The 18293-nt window shown below is 67.6% G+C and carries 15 protein-coding genes and 1 pseudogene; 6 read left to right on the forward strand and 10 right to left on the reverse strand.

Going from position 1 to position 18293, the window contains the following annotated elements; all coding sequences use genetic code 11:
* The 4 genes and pseudogenes from QZ994_RS06570 to QZ994_RS06585 all read right to left on the reverse strand — a co-directional run.
* Positions 1-217 (reverse strand): annotated as a pseudogene (locus tag QZ994_RS06570) (molybdopterin molybdenumtransferase MoeA); the annotation flags it as partial.
* Positions 218-341: 124 nt separating this feature from the next.
* Positions 342-1763, reverse strand: a complete 1422-nt coding sequence (gene thrC, locus QZ994_RS06575) for a threonine synthase (protein ID WP_290869926.1) — start codon at positions 1761-1763, stop codon at positions 342-344.
* Positions 1760-3082, reverse strand: coding sequence for a homoserine dehydrogenase (locus tag QZ994_RS06580; RefSeq protein WP_290869991.1), 1323 nt, complete (start codon positions 3080-3082; stop codon positions 1760-1762). Before QZ994_RS06580 ends, thrC begins: the two co-directional genes overlap by 4 nt.
* Before the next feature lie 96 nt (positions 3083-3178).
* Entirely contained in the window at positions 3179-4402 is a 1224-nt protein-coding gene (locus QZ994_RS06585; protein ID WP_290869930.1) for a pyridoxal phosphate-dependent aminotransferase, read from the reverse strand.
* 93 nt (positions 4403-4495) lie between these two features.
* On the opposite strand from QZ994_RS06585, the gene QZ994_RS06590 reads away from it, so the two are divergent.
* From QZ994_RS06590 to QZ994_RS06600, 3 genes are all read left to right on the forward strand, one after another.
* Positions 4496-4870: an Mth938-like domain-containing protein gene (locus tag QZ994_RS06590; protein ID WP_290869933.1), complete on the forward strand. Its 375-nt coding sequence runs from the start codon at positions 4496-4498 to the stop codon at positions 4868-4870.
* Between the two features lie 134 nt (positions 4871-5004).
* Positions 5005-5484: a peroxiredoxin gene (locus QZ994_RS06595; RefSeq protein WP_290869936.1), complete on the forward strand. Its 480-nt coding sequence runs from the start codon at positions 5005-5007 to the stop codon at positions 5482-5484.
* Between the two features lie 339 nt (positions 5485-5823).
* A complete protein-coding gene (locus QZ994_RS06600) occupies positions 5824-7563 on the forward strand; it encodes a PhoH family protein (RefSeq protein WP_290869939.1) in 1740 nt (579 codons plus the stop codon).
* 91 nt (positions 7564-7654) lie between these two features.
* Here QZ994_RS06600 and rlmD read toward each other — a convergent pair whose 3' ends face one another.
* The 4 genes from rlmD to surE all read right to left on the reverse strand — a co-directional run bounded on the left by rlmD (position 7655) and on the right by surE (position 11786).
* Positions 7655-9118 (reverse strand): 23S rRNA (uracil(1939)-C(5))-methyltransferase RlmD, encoded by a 1464-nt coding sequence (gene rlmD / locus QZ994_RS06605; protein ID WP_290869942.1) that lies wholly within the window; start codon positions 9116-9118, stop codon positions 7655-7657.
* A 67-nt stretch (positions 9119-9185) separates the two neighbouring features.
* Positions 9186-10121, reverse strand: coding sequence for a peptidoglycan DD-metalloendopeptidase family protein (locus QZ994_RS06610; protein ID WP_290869945.1), 936 nt, complete (start codon positions 10119-10121; stop codon positions 9186-9188).
* Between the two features lie 43 nt (positions 10122-10164).
* Complete coding sequence (locus QZ994_RS06615; protein ID WP_290869948.1) at positions 10165-11040, reverse strand: protein-L-isoaspartate O-methyltransferase; 876 nt, start codon at positions 11038-11040, stop codon at positions 10165-10167.
* On the reverse strand, positions 11037-11786 hold the full coding sequence (gene surE / locus QZ994_RS06620) for a 5'/3'-nucleotidase SurE (protein ID WP_290869951.1): 750 nt from the start codon (positions 11784-11786) through the stop codon (positions 11037-11039). The genes QZ994_RS06615 and surE overlap by 4 nt, the downstream gene beginning before the upstream one ends.
* Before the next feature lie 199 nt (positions 11787-11985).
* On the opposite strand from surE, the gene QZ994_RS06625 reads away from it, so the two are divergent.
* Complete coding sequence (locus QZ994_RS06625; protein ID WP_290869954.1) at positions 11986-12714, forward strand: response regulator transcription factor; 729 nt, start codon at positions 11986-11988, stop codon at positions 12712-12714.
* Between the two features lie 34 nt (positions 12715-12748).
* Entirely contained in the window at positions 12749-15121 is a 2373-nt protein-coding gene (locus tag QZ994_RS06630; RefSeq protein ID WP_290869957.1) for an ATP-binding protein, read from the forward strand.
* On the opposite strand, the gene QZ994_RS06635 is transcribed toward QZ994_RS06630, so the two are convergent.
* Positions 15106-16920, reverse strand: a complete 1815-nt coding sequence (locus QZ994_RS06635; protein WP_290869960.1) for a GspE/PulE family protein — start codon at positions 16918-16920, stop codon at positions 15106-15108. The genes QZ994_RS06630 and QZ994_RS06635 overlap by 16 nt on opposite strands.
* 34 nt (positions 16921-16954) lie before the next feature.
* Positions 16955-17710 (reverse strand): spermidine synthase, encoded by a 756-nt coding sequence (locus QZ994_RS06640; RefSeq protein WP_290869963.1) that lies wholly within the window; start codon positions 17708-17710, stop codon positions 16955-16957.
* A gap of 50 nt (positions 17711-17760) precedes the next feature.
* Here QZ994_RS06640 and QZ994_RS06645 point away from each other — a divergent pair, with 50 nt between their 5' ends.
* A complete protein-coding gene (locus tag QZ994_RS06645; protein ID WP_290869966.1) occupies positions 17761-18291 on the forward strand; it encodes a DNA-deoxyinosine glycosylase in 531 nt (176 codons plus the stop codon).
* Positions 18292-18293: the final 2 nt, after the last annotated feature.

Here is an 18293-nt window from a genome sequence, read left to right on the forward strand (position 1 = left end):
CGCAATCGGCCGCGCGCACGGCGTAGCCATCCATGGCGGCGTTGTCGGCCGGGGGGACGGCCACGGTCGAGCACAGCGGCTCGGCCAGCACGCGGCCCAGGGCGTCCATGCTGTCGACGGCTTCGGTCAGCACGCGGGCCGGCAAGGCCTGCAAGGCGGTATGCAGCGCGGACCAGGCGTCGTCCAGGGGCATCAGGGGTTTGAAGTGGGCGGCCATGGCGTGAATCGGGTCAAATCGGGTCAGAAACGAAAGGGCGGGGCAGATCGGGTCAAGTCAGGCCCGTTCCGCGCGCCACAAAGCAAAACCGGGCCGCAGGGGCCCGGTTGTCGCGTCACCAGGCTCAGTCCTGGCAGTGCTGGACCACGTAGTCCTTCACCGTCTGGGTGTCCTTGGGGACGACCACAAAGCGCTTGGGCAGGCTCTCCAGGCCATCGAGGCCGGCAATCCAGCTCGGGCGCTGGGGTTGCTGGCCAATGGCCTCGACGATGGTCTCGGCAAACTTGGCGGGCAAGGCCGTTTCCAGCACCAGCATGGTCACGCCGGGTCGGGTGTGCTCGCGCGCGACCTTCAGGCCGTCGGCCGTGTGGGTGTCGATGACCACGCCAAACCGTTCGAAGGTGTCCTTGATGGTGGCCAGGCGGTCGCTGTGGCGGCTGGCGCCAGACACGAAGCCGTATTGCGCGACCTTGGCAAAGTCGTCGGCCGAGAGCTGGAAGCCGCCCTCCTGCTCGATCGCATCCTTGAACAGCCCCTTGACCTTGGCACCGTCGCGACCCAGCAGATCAAACACGAAGCGCTCAAAGTTCGAGGCCTTCGAGATGTCCATCGAGGGCGAAGAGGTCTCGTAGGTCTCGGCACTGCCGCGCACGCGGTAGGCGCCGGTGCGGAAGAACTCGTCGAGCACGTTGTTTTCGTTCGTGGCCACCACCAGCGTGTCGATGGGCAGGCCCATCATGCGGGCCACATGGCCGGCGCACACATTGCCGAAGTTGCCCGAAGGCACCGTGAAGCTGACCTTCTCGGCATTCGACTTGGTGGCGTAGAAGTAGCCGGCGAAGTAGTACACGACCTGGGCCAGCAGGCGGGCCCAGTTGATCGAGTTGACCGTGCCGATCTTGTACTGGCGCTTGAAAGCCAGGTCGTTGGAGACGGCCTTGACGATGTCCTGGGCGTCGTCGAAGACGCCTTCCACGGCCAGGTTGTGGATGTTGGGATCCTGCAGGCTGAACATCTGGGCCTGCTGGAAGGGGCTCATGCGGCCATGCGGAGAAAGCATGAACACGCGCACACCCTTCTTGCCGCGCATGGCGTACTCCGCCGCGCTGCCGGTGTCACCCGAGGTGGCACCCAGGATGTTGAGCGACTCGCCGCGGCGGGCCAGCTCGTACTCGAACAGGTTGCCCAGCAGCTGCATGGCCATGTCCTTGAAGGCCAGCGTGGGGCCATTCGACAGGGCTTGCAGGGCCAGACCCGGCTCCAGCGGCTTCAGGGGCGTGATCTCGTCGAAGCCGTAGACCGCCTTGGTGTAGGTCTTGGCCGCCAGGGCCTTGATGTCAGCCTGGGGGATGTCGTCGATGTAGAGCGACAGGATCTCGCCGGCCAGCTCCGCATAGCTCAGGCCGCGCCACTTCGTCAGCGTCGCGTCGTCGATCTTCGGGTAGGACGTCGGCAGGTAGAGGCCGCCATCGGGCGCCAGGCCTTCCAGCAGGATCTCGGAGAAGCCGCGCTGCGTCTGGTCGCCGCGGGTGCTGATGTACTTCATGCCAGCTCTTCCTTGCGCAGCTTCACGATCGGGGCCAGCACGGTCGGCAAGGCCTGCATGCCGGCCAGGGCCGTGTTCATGGCGCCTTCCTTGGTTTCGTGCGTCAGGATGATCAGATCGGTCTGGTTGCCGCCTTCCCCACTCACCTCATCGGCTTCGCGCTGCAGCACCGCGTCGATGCTGATGCCCTGCTCGGCGAGGATGCTGGTGATGCGAGCCAGCACGCCAGCCTGATCGGCCACGCGCAGGCGCAGGTAGAACGAGGTCACGACCTCGTCGATGGGCAGGATCGGCAGCGGCGAAAGCTCGTCAGGCTGGAAAGCCAGGGCCGGCACGCGCGAGGCGGGCGCGGCTTCCAGCTGGCGGGCGATGTCGACCAGGTCAGCGATCACGGCCGAAGCGGTCGGCTCGGCACCGGCCCCCTTGCCGTAGTACATGGTCGTGCCCACGGCATCGCCCTGCACCATCACGGCGTTCATCGCGCCTTCGACGTTGGCGATCAGGCGGCGCATCGGCACCAGGGTGGGGTGGGTGCGCAGCTCGATGCCGGCGGCCTGGCGACGGGCGATGCCCAGCAGCTTGATGCGGTAGCCCAGCTGCTCGGCGTACCTGATGTCGGTGGCCGAAAGCTTGGTAATGCCTTCCACGTGCGCCTTGTCGAACTGCACGGGAATGCCGAAGGCGATGGCGCTCATCAGCGTGGCCTTGTGGGCGGCGTCCACGCCTTCGATGTCGAAGGTCGGGTCGGCTTCGGCGTAACCCAGGCGCTGGGCTTCCTTCAGGACCACGTCGAAATCCAGGCCCTTGTCGCGCATCTCGGACAGGATGAAGTTCGTCGTGCCGTTGATGATGCCCGCCACCCACTGGATCTGGTTGGCCGTCAGGCCTTCGCGCAGCGACTTGATGATGGGGATGCCACCGGCCACCGCGGCCTCGAAGGCCACCATCACACCCTTGTCGCGGGCGGCCGCGAAGATCTCGGTGCCATGCACGGCCAGCAGGGCCTTGTTGGCCGTGACCACGTGCTTGCCGGCCGCAATGGCTTCCAGCACCAGGGCCTTGGCGATGCCGTAGCCGCCGATCAGCTCCACCACCACGTCGATGTCGGGGTTGGCGATCACGGCACGGGCGTCGGCCACGATCTGGGCGGCATCGCCCACGACCTGTTTGGCCAGATCGGTGTTGAGGTCGGCCACCATGGCGACCTCGATGCCACGGCCTGCACGGCGGCGAATCTCAGCCTGGTTGCGTTGCAGCACGGTGAAGGTGCCGCCACCGACGGTGCCGATGCCCAGCAGGCCGACGCGCACGGGGCGCAGTTGTTCTTGGCTCATGGTCTTTGCTCTCTCGCTTGGTCTCTCGCAGCACACCGCCTCGTGGGCGGCATGGTCGTTCTCAGGGGTCAGGGGGATGAATCAGGCGTGGCGCTTGCGGTAGCCATCCAGGAAGCGCGCGATGCGTCCGATGGCGTCCGTCAGGTCGTCGCTGTTGGGCAGGAACACCAGGCGGAAGTGGTCAGGGTGGGTCCAGTTGAAACCCGTGCCCTGCACGATCAGCACCTTTTCCTCGGCGAGCAGCTCGTAGGCGAACTGCTGGTCGTCGGCGATCGGGTACATCTTGGGGTCGAGCTTGGGGAACATGTAGAGCGCCCCCTTGGGCTTGACCACGCTCACGCCCGGGATCTGGCTGAGCAGCTCGTAGGCCAGGTCACGCTGTTTGCCGAGTCGGCCCGTGGGAGCGATCAGGTCCTTGATGCTCTGGTAGCCACCCAAGGCGGTCTGGATGGCCAGCTGCCCCGGGGTGTTGGCGCACAGGCGCATCGAAGCCAGGATGTTGAGGCCCTCGATGTAATCCTTGGCATGGCGCTTTTCGCCCGACACCACCATCCAGCCGGCGCGGTAACCGCAGCTGCGGTAGTTCTTGCTCAGGCCGTTGAAGGTGATGAACAGCACGTCATCGGCCAGCGAAGCGATCGAGGTGTGCGTGGCGCCGTCGTACAAGGTCTTGTCGTAGATCTCGTCGGCCAGGATGATCAGGTTGTGCTCGCGGGCCAGCTGCACGATCTCGAGCAGCAGGCTGTCCGGGTAGAGGGCGCCGGTCGGGTTGTTCGGGTTGATGACGACGATGGCCTTGGTGCGCGGCGTGATCTTGGCGCGCATGTCGGCGATGTCGGGGTACCAGTCCTGCTGCTCGTCGCAGATGTAATGCACCGGGCGGCCGCCGGAAAGCGACACGGCAGCGGTGTAAAGCGGGTAATCGGGCGCAGGCAGCAGCACCTCGTCACCCTCGTTGAGCAGAGCGTTGAGCGACATCACGATCAGCTCGGAGGCGCCATTGCCCAGGTAGACGTCGTCGACCGTCACGCCCGCGATGTTCTTTTCCTGACAGTAGTGCACCACCGCCTTGCGCGGGGCGAACAGGCCCTTGGAATCGGTGTAGCCGGCGGCGCCCGAGAGGTTGCGGATCATGTCCTGCACGATCTCGTCGGGCGGCTCGATGCCGAACACGGCGAGGTTGCCGATGTTCAGCTTGATGATCTTGTGGCCCTCTTCTTCCATCTGGCGCGCCTTGTCCAGCACAGGCCCACGGATGTCATAACAGACGCTGGCGAGTTTGCTGGACTTGGCGATCGGTTTCAAAATGGGCTCCACGCAGGGAAAGCTACAATTTAACCACACCCATCCGCACCCGGCCACGACGCCGCGCGCCGCCCTCCAGCCGTCTCCCGCCCCATGAAACTGCAAGCCGATCAAGCCGAAGGCGTCAACGTCATCCACGCCTACACCGAGCGTTCGGTGTCGGTGAACGGCGTGGTCTACACGCACAGCGTGCTGGTGCCGCCCACGGGTGATGTGCAGGCCTGGCCGGTGACCGCCCTGGGGGAGCTGAACGAGGGTCATTTCCAGACGCTGGCCGATGCCCGCCCGGAACTCCTGATTTTCGGCAGCGGCCAGAAGCTGCGCTTTCCGTCGCCGGCCGTGCTGCGCCCGCTGATGGCCGCCCGCATCGGCACCGAAACCATGGACACCCCCGCCGCCTGCCGCACCTTCAACATCCTCGTGGGCGAAGGCCGCCAGGTCTGGGCCGCCTTGTTGATCGAGGGCTGAACAAGGGCGAGAACCTGCCCAATGTGCCCGCCATACCGGACCCACCTTCCGGGGGATAGCCCCCGAGTTGCGGGGATGCACTCAGAAGCACTTTATAATCGGGGGCTATTCAAGCAGGTTGCTGAACACGACACATGACACCCGCCCTCAACAAACCGTTGCCGGAATTCGAAGCTGTGGCCACTGGTGGTGTGAAATTCACGCCCCAGAGCTATGTTGGCCAGACCGTGGTGCTGTACTTCTACCCGAAGGACCATACACCAGGCTGCACCACGGAAGCCATGCAGTTCCGTGACAAACACAAGGAATTCGTCAATGCTGGCGCCGTGGTGTTTGGCGTTTCCCGCGACAACCTCACCTCGCACGACAAGTTCAAGCTCAACCTCGAACTGCCCTACGAGCTGATCGCCGACACCGAAGAAAAGCTTTGCCACATGTTCGGTGTGGTCAAGAACAAGATCATGTACGGCAAGAAGGTCAAGGGCATCGAACGCTCCACCTTCCTGATCGGCCCCGATGGCATCCTGCGCGAAGAATGGCGCGGCATCAAGGTCGCAGGTCACGTGGAAGACGTGCTGAAGGCCGTGCAAGGCCTGAAGCAGGAAGCCGCCTGATTCCATCAGGACCGCCTCCCGGACAAAGCGCCCTCGTGGCGCTTTTTTCTTGGCCGCGCCACGCCATGGAGGCCCCGAACCGCCCCTCATGGCTGCCGCACCCAGCCCCTCAGCATAGCCCCGAATGCGGTGTCGGCAAGTCACCACAAATCCTCAGGGAGGCCCGGCACGGACTGTGCATAATCGTTCGCATGCCCCTGAGCTTTCACCGACTCAGCCCCCCATCTGGCCACCGATCGGCCGAGCGCACCCCTTGCGCCCGCCTGACCGACCAGACCGAGGCCGCACATCGCTTGTGCGGCCTTTTTTGTTTGTGCCACCCCAGCCACGGACCTCACCATGCCTCTGCCCAAGCCGCCCACCAAACGTGCTGACATGCTGACCGCAGACGACTACACGTCGCAGCCCAAACCGGCGAAGCCGGCGAAGGCCCGCAGCCGCACGACCGCGTCCGTCGCCAACGCCACCTCGGTGGCCGCGCCGCCCGTCCTCGAACTGGTCAAGAACACGGCACCGACCGCACCAGCCAAGGCCGAACCGGTGGCGCCCGCCGCCCTGCCCACCGTGGCAGAGAAGGTGGTCGCGCCCGCCCCGACGGCCACTGCGCCTGCCAGCAGCGCCAAGGCCAAGGCCGCGCCCACCAGCTCGGGCACCACACGCCGCCGCAAGCCGGCCGATGGCCCGGCCAAGCTCTTCGTGCTCGACACCAACGTGCTGCTGCACGACCCGATGTCGCTCTACCGCTTCGATGAGCACGACATCTACCTGCCCATGATCACGCTCGAAGAGCTGGACGGGCACAAGAAGGGCATGACCGAGGTGGCGCGCAACGCCCGCCAGGTCAGCCGCGAGCTCGACTCCCTCGCCGCCGACCTCTCCAGCCGCCAGCAGGTGGACCCGGCCTCGGGCCTGCCGCTGTCCAAGACGGGCCATGTGGAGGCCGCGGGCAAGCTCTACTTCCAGACCATGGGCATGGCCGTCGAGCTGCCCATGGGCCTGCCGCAGGGCAAGGCCGACAACCAGATCCTGGGCGTGGTCGAGGCCTTGCGCCAGCAGCACCCGGGCCGAGAAGTCGTGCTGGTGTCGAAAGACATCAACATGCGCATCAAGGCGCGCGCCCTGGGCCTGCCGGCGGAAGACTATTTCAACGACAAGACCCTGGAAGACGGCGACCTGCTCTACACCGGCGTGCTGCCACTGCCCGCCGATTTCTGGGAGCGCCACGCCAAGGGCATGGAGAGCTGGCAACAGGCCGGCGTGACCTATTACCGCGTCATGGGCCCCATGGTGCCGGTGCTGCTGGTCAACCAGTTCGTCTACCTCGAAAGCCCGGGTGCCACGCCCTGGTACGGCAAGGTCACCGAGATCACGGGCAAGCACGCCACGCTCAAGACGCTGAAGGACTTCTCGGCGCCGAAGCATGCGGTGTGGGGCGTGACCTCGCGCAACCGCGAGCAGAACTTCGCGCTCAACCTGCTGATGGACCCGGAATGCGACTTCGTGACGCTGACCGGCTCGGCCGGCACCGGCAAGACGCTGATGACACTGGCCGCTGCGTTGAGCCAGGTGCTCGATGAGCGCCGCTACACCGAGATCATCGTGACCCGCGTGACGGTGCCGGTGGGCGAGGACATCGGCTTCCTGCCGGGCACGGAAGAGGAAAAGATGTCGCCCTGGATGGGCGCGCTCGACGACAACCTCGAGGTGCTGGCACGGGGAGACAGCTCGGCCGGCGAATGGGGCCGCGCAGCCACCAACGAACTGGTGCGCAGCAAGATCAAGATCAAGTCCATGAACTTCATGCGGGGGCGCACCTTCCTGAACAAGTTCCTGATCATCGACGAGGCGCAGAACCTGACGCCCAAGCAGATGAAGACCCTGATCACCCGCGCCGGCCCGGGCACCAAGATCATCTGCCTGGGCAACCTGGCGCAGATCGACACGCCCTACCTCACCGAAGGCAGCTCGGGCCTGACCTACGCGGTCGACAAGTTCAAGGGCTGGCCTCACAGCGGCCACGTCACCCTGGCGCGCGGCGAACGCTCGCGCCTGGCGGACTTCGCCTCCGAAGTGCTCTGACCTGGGGTCACGGCACCGCTTCAAGGCCCTTCGGGGCCGCGATGAAAAAAGGGCTCCCTCGGGAGCCCTTTTTGCTGTGCGGTGAGGCGACTCAGTCGCGCTCGAACACGGCCATGCTTTCGACGTGGGCCGTGTGCGGGAACATGTTGACGGCCCCGGCCGAGACGCAGCGGTAACCACCCTGGTGCACCAGCAGGCCGGCGTCGCGCGCCAGGGTCGCCGGGTTGCAGCTGACGTAGACAATGCGCTTCGGAGGCACCCAGTCGGGCACCAGCGTGGGGTCCTGGTGCAGGTCGGCAATGGCCTTGGCCAGGGCGAAGGCACCCTCGCGAGGCGGGTCGACCAGCCACTTGTCAGCATAACCGTAGGATGCCAGCTCCTGGGGCGTGATCTCGAAGAGGTTGCGCGCCACGAAAGACGTGTTGGCAGCCTGGCCGTTGGCGACGGCGTTGTCGCGCGAGCGGGCCACCAGGGTCTCGCTGCCTTCGATGCCCAGCACCTCGCGGGCCTGGGTGGCCAGGGGCAGGGTGAAGTTGCCCAGGCCACAGAACCAGTCGATCACGCGTTCGTGGCGCTCGACGCCCAGCAGGCGCAGCGCCCGGCCCACCAGCACCTGGTTGATGCCATGGTTCACCTGGGTGAAGTCGGTCGGCTTGAAGGGCATGGTGATGCCGAACTCGGGCAGGGTGTAGTCGAGTTGCGGCAGGGTCTCGTCCAGCGGGTGCACGGTCTCGGGGCCCTTGGGCTGCAGCCACCAGGACAGGGTCGCCTGTCCGGGCTCGGTCGGGCTGTGGGCCGCAGCGAAATCGCGCAGGCGCTGCACGTCGGCGGCGCTCAGGGCTTCGAGGTGGCGCAGCACCAGCACGGTGACCTGGGTGCCCACGGCCACTTCGATCTGGGGCAGGCGGTCACGCTGGTCCATGCTGTAGACGAGGTCACGCAGGGGCTCGATCAGGCGGCTGACGTGCGGCGGCAGGATGGCACAGCTGCGCATGTCGGCCACATAGCGCGACTTGCGCTCGTGAAAGCCCACCAGCACCGAGCCCTTCTTGGCCACGTGGCGCACCGAGAGGCGCGCCCGGTAGCGGTACCCCCAGGCCGGCCCCTCGATGGGGCGCAGCAGGGTGCCGGGCTTGACCTTGCCCAGGTGCCAGAGGTTGTCTTCCAGCACGCGCTGCTTGACGGCCACCTGGGCGGCCGGATGGAAGTGCTGCATCTTGCAGCCGCCACACAGCCCAAAGAACTCGCACTTGGGCGCGACGCGCTGGGCGCTTTCACGGCGCATCTCGGTCAGGGTGGCCTGCTCCCAGCTGTTCTTGCGGCGGTTGACGTTGACGCGCACCTCTTCGCCAGGCAAGGCGTCTTCGATGAAGACGACCTTGCCGTCGGCGCGGTGGGCCACGCCCTGAGCTTCGAGGTCCAGGGATTCGATGGTGAGCCACTCGAGGTGCGGCGGGACCGGATCGGGCAAAGGGGCCGCGGCGGTGTCGCTCAGGCCCTCGGCGGGCGTGCCACCAGGCAGGCCGGAAATGGAATCGGGGGATGAATCGCTCATCCCCCGATTGTCTCAGGACTGAGGGCCGCTTCGGCGGTGGCCCGCTGTGACGGTGGCCTGCGGGTGCTCAGCGGCTGGGCAGCTGTCGCGCCGGGTCAATCGGCTTGCCCTGCTTGCGGATCTCGAAGTGCAGGCCGACGCGGTCTGAATCGGTCGAGCCCATCTCGGCGATCTTCTGGCCGCGGCGCACGACCTGGTCTTCCTTGACCAGCAAGGTCTGGTTGTGCGCGTAGGCGGTGAGGTATTCACCGTTGTGCTTGATGATCACCAAGTTGCCATAGCCGCGCAGGCCGGAGCCGGCGTAGACCACGCGGCCATCGGCCGAGGCCACCACCGGGTCACCGGCCTTGCCACCGATGGCCAGGCCCTTGCGCTTGCCCTCTTCGAAGCTGCCAATGGTCGGTCCGTTGGCGGGCCAGATCCAGTTGGGCTCGTCGGCATCGCGGGCGGGCTCCTTGGCGTCCTTGCCTTCCTTGGGAGTGGACTCTGAGGCAGCGGCCGCGGCGGACGATGCGCCGGCTGCGGCCTTGTCCGCCGGTTTGTCGGCGGGCTTTTCGGGCTTGCTGGCGGCGCTGCCGGGCTTGTTCTCCAGCGTGCGCGACTCGATGCGCGGCGTGCTCAGGGGCTTGGTGGCCACCACCACCGAGGCGGAACCGGGTTCGGCCGTGGGCGGCACCACGCGCAGCACCTGCCCGACCTCGATGAGGTTGGGGTTCTCCAGGCCGTTCCAGCTGGCGATGTCGCGCCAGTTCTGGCCCGATTCCAGGCTGATGCGGATGAGGGTGTCGCCCGACTTGACGGTGTAGTAACCGGGCTTGCCGGCGTTCTCGGCGCCCGGCAGGACGCGCGGTGCGGCAGCCTGAGCGGCCGAGGTGCTGCCACCGGTGGTGCTGGGGCGGCTGCGGTCTTCCACCGGGGCTTTGTGGGTGGGCGAAGCGCAGCCCGCAAGGATGAGCAAAGAAACCGCCGAAGCGGCCAACCTGAAAGTGGATGTCATGGGCATGGGACGCGTTGGTACCCCAGGGCGGCGCCCTGCGGCACGTACATCATGTGGTGCCCGATTTTAGGGGCACGAAGAGGACGGCCCCGGCGCGGCTGTGCCGCAGGCTGCCGTCGGGCAGGCGGTCGACGATGGCCAGGACCTGTCCGCCGCCCCGGCCGTCGTCGGTGGGGGCCACGAGGCGACCGCCCGGAGCGAGTTGATCGAGCCAGGCCTCGGGCAGGGCCTGCCCGCCGGCCGCGGCAATGATGGTGTCGTACGGGGCCGAGGGGCCGTGGCCCAGCATGCCGTCACCAAACACCAGGCGCACATCGGGCCAGCGAGGCAGATGGGGGCGAACGAGTTCGAGGTTGGCGCGGGCCTTGAGGTGGAGGTCGTGCAGGCGCTCGATGGAGACCACGCGGCGCGCCATCTGCCCCAGCAAGGCGGCCTGGTAACCGCAACCGGTGCCGATTTCCAGGCAGGCGCCCAGGGGATGGGGCGTGTCGGCCCCTGGCCCGACCAGGCCTGGCCGGGCGCACAGCAACTGGATCATGGCCGCCACGACCGAGGGCTTGGAGATCGTCTGCCCCAGGCCGATGGGCAGGCTGGTGTCTTCGTAGGCCTGGTTGACCAGGGCGGTGTCGACGAAGAGGTGGCGAGGCACCATGCCAAAGGCCTCGAGCACCCCTGCGTGGCCGATGCCGTCGGCCAGCAGGCGCTCGACCATGCGCCGGCGCACGTGCACGGAGTCCAGGCCCACGCCACCCGGCGTGGTGTGGCGGCGGCGGTCCTGTTCGGCCTGGTGCAGGGGCGCCTGGGGGCGCAGCACCTCGCGTGCGGCCACGGCGGGCGCCGGTGCGCGACCGGCCACCGGGCGCACGGCCACCTGATCCAGCTTCAGCGGGAAGCGTGGCTTGCGATCAGACGGCGACTGGCTCATCGGCGGCTCGTCCAGCCCTGCCAGGCCGGCAGGCGCTGGTGGTCGGTCATGTCGACCTGCAGCGGGGTGATGGAGACCTGACCGCTGGCAACGGCGTGGAAGTCGGTGCCCTCGCCGCCTTCGCGGGCCTCACCGGCAGGGCCGATCCAGTAGAACAGGTCGCCACGCGGGTTGTGCTGGGCCACGGCCGGCAGGCTGGCGTGGCGCCGGCCCAGGCGGGTGACCTGCCAGGGGCACTGCTCGGCATCGGCCCGCGCGGGGATGTTGACGTTGAGCAGCCAGGGGCCTGGCGCGGGGGGCTGGGCCAGCACGTGCTCGATCACCTGGCAGGCCACGCGGGCGGCCGCATCCAGGTGGTCCCAGCCGTGTCCGACCAGGGAGAAGGCGATGGCCGGCACGCCGAAGAGGTAACCCTCGGTGGCCGCGGCCACGGTGCCGGAATAGAGGGTGTCGTCGCCCATGTTGGCGCCCTTGTTGATGCCGGAGAGCACCAGATCGGGCTTGGGGATGAGGCCCGAGGTCAGGGCCAGGTGCACGCTGTCGGACGGCGTGCCACTGACATAGCGGAAGCCATTGGCCGCCGTGTGCAGGCTGAGAGGCTGGTGCAGGGTCAGGGCATTGGAGGTGCCGCTGGCGTTGCGCTCAGGGGCAAACACATCGACGGACCCCAGACCGGCACAGGCCTCGACCAGGGCGGCGATGCCAGGCGCCAGGTAACCGTCATCGTTGGCAATGAGAATACGCATGCCTTCATTGTAGGAGCGCCACAGCCCGCGGCCCGCCGCCGTCGGAATACCGGCAAACAGGGGGGCGCCCCCTCTTCCACCATGTAAAGTCGGGCCGATAATCACGGTGTCAATTCGTCTGAACAGACGAGCCCACGGCACCCCCGTGGGGCCCAACAAACCCGGCCGGCCAGCCCCTGGCGGCTTCGGGAGGAGTTCCATGGCTGTCAAGGTTTTGATCCTCGAAGACAACCCGGTGGCACGCGGCTTCCTTGGCCGCGTGGTGCGGGAGAGCTTCAGCGACGTCAGCAGCATCACCGAAGCCGGTGACCTCGACGCCGCCCGCCGCATCCTGGGCCACGCGCCGGGAGGCAAGGCCCCGCAGTCGGCCGATCCCTTCCAGCTGATCCTGGTCGACCTGGAACTGCCCGATGGCAGCGGTCTGGAGCTGCTGACCGAACTGACGGGCTACCCGGCCACGCGCATCGTGACCACGCTCTACTCCGATGACGACCACCTCTTCCCGGCGCTTCAGTGCGGTGCCGATGGCTACCTGCTGAAGGAAGACCGCTTCGAAGTGCTGGTGGAAGAGCTGCAGAAGATCGTGCGCGGGCAGCCGCCCCTGTCGCCGGCCATCGCGCGGCGCCTGCTCACCCACTTCCGCACCGGCGACGGCCTGATGGGCAGCGGCGGTGCGGTGCACACGGCCGAGCCCGTGGCACCGTCGGCCCCCGCCGCCGCGCCGGCCATCGACCATGAGCGCCTGACGCCGCGCGAGAGCGAGGTCCTGACCTACCTGAGCAAGGGCTTCACGATCAAGGAGATCGCCTCGCTCATGGGCATCAAGTGGTTCACGGTGAACGACCACATCAAGTCGATCTACAAAAAACTGAACGTCTCGAGCCGGGCCGAGGCCGCTGTGCTGGCGAGCAAACAAGGCCTGGTCTGAACGACCCATGGCCTGAGATGCCCGTGGCCCGCGCATGAACCGCCCCTCGCCACCGGCCGACACCGCTCGCCCTGCCCTGCCCTGGTTGAGCCTGGACGAGGTGCTGCGCGGCTCCCATGAGCTGCCGCGCTGGATCGGCTGGCGGCTGCGCCTGCTGGTGGGGGTGGTGCTGCTGTCCTGCGGCGCCATCTTTCTGGTGGCCCAGTGGCTGACGGGCCAACCCAAGTTGCCCGTCTCGCTGCGGGCCACGGCGGAAGGAGAGGTCCGGCTGCATGGGGTGGACTACCCCACGCTGCAGCGGCTGGAGGGCCAGGCGCTCCAGGGGCTGCGCGTGGCCTTGCCCCCCTCCAGCGACGGTGCGCCGCAGGCCTCGCCCCTCAACCTCCCGGTGAGCCTGCTCACCCTGCAGCGCTCGGGCCGCTGGATCAGCGACGCTGGCGAGCGCACGGCCTTTTTCGCCCTGCATCGGCAGGCCGACCTGCTTCGGGCTCACTGGGGCGACAGCGGCCTGCAGGCCCAGCTGGTGCTGCAAGGTGGCGTGACGGAACCGGTGTTGATCGCGCCCCGTGGCTGGGGCGGCCTGAGCCCCCTGTTCTGGCTCCTGAGCGGGCTGGCGCTCGTGGTGCTCTCGGTGGGGGCGGTGGTGGTGCTGGCCGGCCCGCAATGGCGCAATGTCGCCTTTGCCGTGCTGGCCCTGAGCGCCAGTGGCCAGCTGATGTTCATGGCGGTGGGCGCCAACCTCGACATCTTCGCCCCCGGCTGGTTCGTGCTCGCCGACACCCACTGGCGACTGTCCTTCGACCTGCTCAGCGCGGCAGCCATGGTGCAGGTGGCCGTGCTCCACCCTCGCAAACTGGCCGGATGGCCCTGGTATGCCGGCCTGGGCTGGCTCGTGGCCCTGGGCCTGTGGCTGGGCGTGTCCGAGCTCGACTCCGACCGCTGCTGGTGGACCCTGCATGGAGGCTGCGCCGGCCTGGTGCTGGCCTCCGTGGCCCTGATGAGCGCGGCCCACCGCGCCGACCCTCACCCCTTCACCCTGGTGATGCGGCGCTTCACCCTCATCACCCTGGGGACCTGGGCGCTCCTGGGGCTGGCCATCACCCACGGCCTCAACCGCCCCGACATGCGGCTCAACATCGCGGTGTTCGGGGTGATGACCTGGCATGTGTTCGTCGCCACCGAACTGCTGCTGTCGCCCTACCTGTCGCGCTCGCGGCCCATCCTGCAGGAGTTCTCGCTGCTGGCGGCCTCCAGCACCATCGCCGCCTCGCTCGACCTGCTCTTCGTGGCCGTGTTCTCGCTGGGCCAGTTCACGTCCATGACGCTGTCCCTGTTCTTCTCCTTCGGCGTCTACCTGCTGATCCGCCGCTGGCTGATGACGCAGTTGCCGGGCAAGGAGGCGCTCACCATGGAGCGGCTGTTCCAGCGGCTCTACCGCATCGCCCGCCAGGTCGAGCGCCAACCCGACACGCTGGACGCTTCGCTGATGCGCCTGATGCGCGAGCTCTTCGACCCCCTGGAAATCAGCCTGGTGCGCGGCGATGCGGCCGCAGCCAGCCTGCGCGGCAATGGCTCGGTGCTGCTGGTGCCGCTGCCTCGTTCGGGTCCGCCACCGTCCTCGCCCCGCCATGTGCTGGTGCTGCGGCATTCGCACAAAGGCCAGCGGCTGTTCACCACGGCCGATGCCAGCCTGGCGCAGCGCATCACCGAGCAGCTGCAGCGCGCCCTGAGCTTCGACGAAGCCGTGGAGCAAGGGCGCAGCGAGGAGCGCCTGCGCATCGCCCAGGACCTGCACGACGACATCGGCGCGCGCCTGCTCACGCTGATGTACCAGGCCCCGAACGCCGAGATCGAGGAGTACATCCGCCACACCATCCAGGACCTCAAGACCCTGACCCGGGGCCTGGCTGCGCAGTCTCACGGCCTGGCCGAGGCCGCCGGCGAATGGAAGCGCGACCTCAGCCACCGCCTGGGCGTGGCCCGCTGCGAGCTGAAATGGGCCATGACACTCGACACCGATCTGGCCCTGAGCATGGTGCAGTGGTCGGCGCTGACCCGCATCCTGCGCGAACTGGTCAGCAACACCATCAGCCACGCGCGGGCCAACCTCGTGGTGGTGACGCTCACCCTGCAGCAGGACACCCTGAGCCTGACGGTGGAAGACAACGGCACGGGCCGCGCACCGGCCACCTGGTCACATGGCCTGGGCCTGGGCGGGGTGCGCAAGCGCATCAAGCAGCTGGGCGGCAGCGTGCGCTGGGTCGAGGTGGAACCGCAGGGCATCCGCTGCGAGGTGGTGGTGCCGAACTTCTCGGGCGCAGCCCACACCACCCTGCAGGCCGACAGCTCCCCCGGCCTGGGCGACACCGGCAGCCACACGGCAGGCGGGGCTCAGGTCTCCCACTGAGGCGTGTTGCGCAGCACCTCTTCCAGCGTGGTCACGCCTTCGGCCACCTTCATCACCCCAGCCGGGCGCAGGGGGCGCAGGCCCTCTTTGGCTGCCGTCTGGCGCAAGCGGGGCATGTCGATGTGGGGGTGCATGGCGCTCCGCACGGCCTCGCTAACCGGCAGCAACTCGTAGAGGCCCACCCGCCCCTTGAAGCCCGTCATGCGGCACTCCAGGCAACCCACGGGCTTGTAAGGCGTGAGCTTGCCGTTGAGGCGCCAGGGCTTGATGGCCTCGGCCAGCATCTCGGACTTCATGGCCTCGTCGGGCTGCTTGCAGTGCGGGCACAGGGTGCGCACCAGGCGCTGGGCCAGCACCCCGATCACGGTGGCGCTGATCAGGTAAGGCGGCACGCCCAGGTCGGTCAGGCGGGTGATGGCCGAGGCCGCATCGTTGGTGTGCAGGGTCGAAAACACCAGGTGACCGGTCAACGAGGACTGGATGGCCATCTCGGCCGTCTCCAGGTCGCGGATTTCGCCCACCATGATGATGTCGGGGTCCTGGCGCATCAGGGCGCGCACGCCCTCGGCAAAGCCCAGGTCGATGGCGGGCTGCACCTGGGTCTGGTTGAACGCAGGCTCGATCATCTCGATCGGGTCTTCGATGGTGCAGACATTGACCTCGTCGGTGGCCACGCGCTTGAGCGTGGAGTACAGCGTCGTGGTCTTGCCCGAGCCCGTGGGCCCGGTGACCAGGATGATGCCGTGCGGCCGGGCCACCAGCTGCTCCCAGATCTGGGTTTCGCCGGGCGCAAAGCCCAGGGCTTCGAAGGATTTGACCGTGTTGTCCGGGTCGAAGATGCGCATCACCAGCTTCTCGCCGAAGGCGGTGGGCATGGTGGACAGGCGCATCTCGACCTCGTCGCCACCCGGGTTGCGCGTCTTGATGCGGCCATCGAGCGGGCGGCGCTTTTCGACCACGTCCATGCGGCCCAGCAGCTTGATGCGGGCGGTCATGGCCTGCATCACCGACAGCGGCACCTGGTAGACCGTGTGCAGCACGCCGTCGATGCGGAAGCGGATGGCACCCATCTCGCGGCGGGGTTCGAGGTGGATGTCAGAGGCGCGCTGGTCGAAGGCGTACTGCCACAGCCAGTCGACCACCTGGATGATGCCCTGGTCGTTGGCATCGAGCTGGCGGTTGCTCTTGCCCAGCTCGACCAGTTGCTCGAAGTTGTGCGCGACCGAGTCGCCCGTCTTCTTGTTGGCATCGCGCACCGACTTGGCCAGGGTGTAGAACTCGGTGCGGTAGCGCTGAAGATCGAGCGGGCTGGAGACCACCAGCTTCACGTTCTTCTTCGTGTGGACGAGGATTTCCTCGATCCAGGCCACGTCCAGTGGCTCGCTGGTGGCGATGGTGATGTCCTGCAGGCCCACCTGCACCGGCAGGGCCTTGCGGCGCTCGGCGTAGTTGATGGACATGATCTCGGCCACCCGGCCCACATCGACCTTGAGCGGGTCGATGCGCAGGTAAGGCAAGCCCACACGGGCGGCCAGCCATTCGGTGAGCGGCTCCAGTTCCAGGGCGTTGCCGGTGTCGGCGCGGGTCAGGCCCATGCCGGCCAGGCGCACCAGGGGGTGCTGGGCCGAATCGCCGGCGGCAAAGCGCTTGGCCACCTTCTCGCCGTCTTTCACGGTGAGCAGGCCATCCTCGGTCAGCCAGGTGAGCAGCATGCGCCACTCCAGCGGCCCCTTGTGGGTGATGGGGCGACGCGGCGCGGCAGCGGCCGGCTTGGCAGGGGCGGGAGCGTGGGCACTCATGGGCAGGATCGGGTGAGGGTCTGCCGGATGGGGATCACGCGGCAAACCGAGACAGAAGCTTGACCCATTTTCGCGCGGGCAGCGACCACCTGATTTGCAAAGTTTCGGCACGTTGGGCCAGCACTTCCCGCTCTGGCAGCGAAAAACCCTTCCAGGCCAGCACGATGGTGTTGCCCTCTGTGGTGGGCTTGAGCATGGCCACGTGCTCGGGGCCGAAGGCGGCGCTGATGCGGGCGGTGCTGCGCTCGAAGCTGGCCTCGCGCCCGAAGAGGTTGACGGTCATGACGCCGCCATCGTCGAGCACGCGCCAGCAGGCGCGGTAGAAGTCCTCGTCGTCGAGCACGGGACTGGCGGCTTCGTGGTCGTAGAGGTCGACGCACAAGGCATCGGCCGAGGCCACGTGGGCGTCGTCCGCCACATAGCGGGCGGCGTCACCCAGGATGACGGTGAGGCGCTCGTCGTCTTCGGGCAGGTGGAACCAGCTACGGCAGATGCCGATGACCTGCGGGTTGATCTCGACCGCGGTGGTCGGCAGGCGCAGCTCGCTGTGGCAATACTTGGTGATGGCAGCGGCACCCAGGCCCAGCTGCAGACAGCGGGTCTCGGCCAGGGCTTCGGGCTCGCGCAGCAGCATCCAGGCCATCATGCGCTGGATGTATTCCAGCTCCAGCTTCTGGGGTTTGCGGATGCGCATGGCGCCCTGGATCCAGGGCGTGTCAAGGTGCAGGTAACGCAGGCCACCTTCTTCGGAGATGGTGGCATCGGGCAGGACAGGCTTCTTCTTTTTCACGGGCGCAGTGTGGCACAGTCGCTGCCGTGCCCCCTGCTGCTCTGCCCCCCTTGCCTAGCGACCACCCACCGCACGCCGAGCGGCTGCAGGGTCTGGCGCCCATCGTGGCCCCAGGGGCGCGCCTGCTGGTCCTGGGCAGCTTCCCCAGCGTGGCCTCGCTGGCGGCGCAGCAGTACTACGCCCACCCGCGCAACGCCTTCTGGCCCATCCTCTCGGCCATCTGGGGGCTGGAAGGCGCCGATGCCTTACAGCACCGCCCCTATGCCGAGCGCCTGCCCGTGGTGCACGCTCGCGGCCTGGCCATCTGGGACGTCTATGCCGGCTGCGAACGCCAGGGCAGCCTGGACAGCGCCATCCGCGCGGCCGAGCCCAATGACCTGGCCGCCCTGATCCGGTCCGTGCCCACGCTGGTGGCCATCGCGCACAACGGCGGGGAATCGGCCCGACACCGGCAACGCACCGAGGCCCTGGGCCTGCCGGTGTTCAAGCTGCCATCGACCAGCCCGGCCAACGCGAGCTGGCCGTTCGCGCGCAAGCTGGCGGCCTGGCGGGCGGTGTTCGAGGAGGCCGGACTGGCCTGATC

Origin of the sequence: Aquabacterium sp., assembly GCF_021768455.1 — a bacterium.
GTDB lineage: Bacteria > Pseudomonadota > Gammaproteobacteria > Burkholderiales > Burkholderiaceae_C > Aquabacterium.

What these genes read in the sequence shown, in the direction of transcription:
- thrC (WP_290869926.1), bottom strand. Translation starts at nt 1,763, where the DNA reads ATGAAGTACATCAGCACCCGCGGCGACCAGACGCAGCGCGGCTTCTCC.
- QZ994_RS06590 (WP_290869933.1), top strand. Translation starts at nt 4,496, where the DNA reads ATGAAACTGCAAGCCGATCAAGCCGAAGGCGTCAACGTCATCCACGCC.
- QZ994_RS06595 (WP_290869936.1), top strand. Translation starts at nt 5,005, where the DNA reads ATGACACCCGCCCTCAACAAACCGTTGCCGGAATTCGAAGCTGTGGCC.
- QZ994_RS06600 (WP_290869939.1), top strand. Translation starts at nt 5,824, where the DNA reads ATGCCTCTGCCCAAGCCGCCCACCAAACGTGCTGACATGCTGACCGCA.
- rlmD (WP_290869942.1), bottom strand. Translation starts at nt 9,118, where the DNA reads ATGAGCGATTCATCCCCCGATTCCATTTCCGGCCTGCCTGGTGGCACG.
- QZ994_RS06610 (WP_290869945.1), bottom strand. Translation starts at nt 10,121, where the DNA reads ATGCCCATGACATCCACTTTCAGGTTGGCCGCTTCGGCGGTTTCTTTG.
- QZ994_RS06615 (WP_290869948.1), bottom strand. Translation starts at nt 11,040, where the DNA reads ATGAGCCAGTCGCCGTCTGATCGCAAGCCACGCTTCCCGCTGAAGCTG.
- surE (WP_290869951.1), bottom strand. Translation starts at nt 11,786, where the DNA reads ATGCGTATTCTCATTGCCAACGATGACGGTTACCTGGCGCCTGGCATC.
- QZ994_RS06625 (WP_290869954.1), top strand. Translation starts at nt 11,986, where the DNA reads ATGGCTGTCAAGGTTTTGATCCTCGAAGACAACCCGGTGGCACGCGGC.
- QZ994_RS06630 (WP_290869957.1), top strand. Translation starts at nt 12,749, where the DNA reads ATGAACCGCCCCTCGCCACCGGCCGACACCGCTCGCCCTGCCCTGCCC.
- QZ994_RS06635 (WP_290869960.1), bottom strand. Translation starts at nt 16,920, where the DNA reads ATGAGTGCCCACGCTCCCGCCCCTGCCAAGCCGGCCGCTGCCGCGCCG.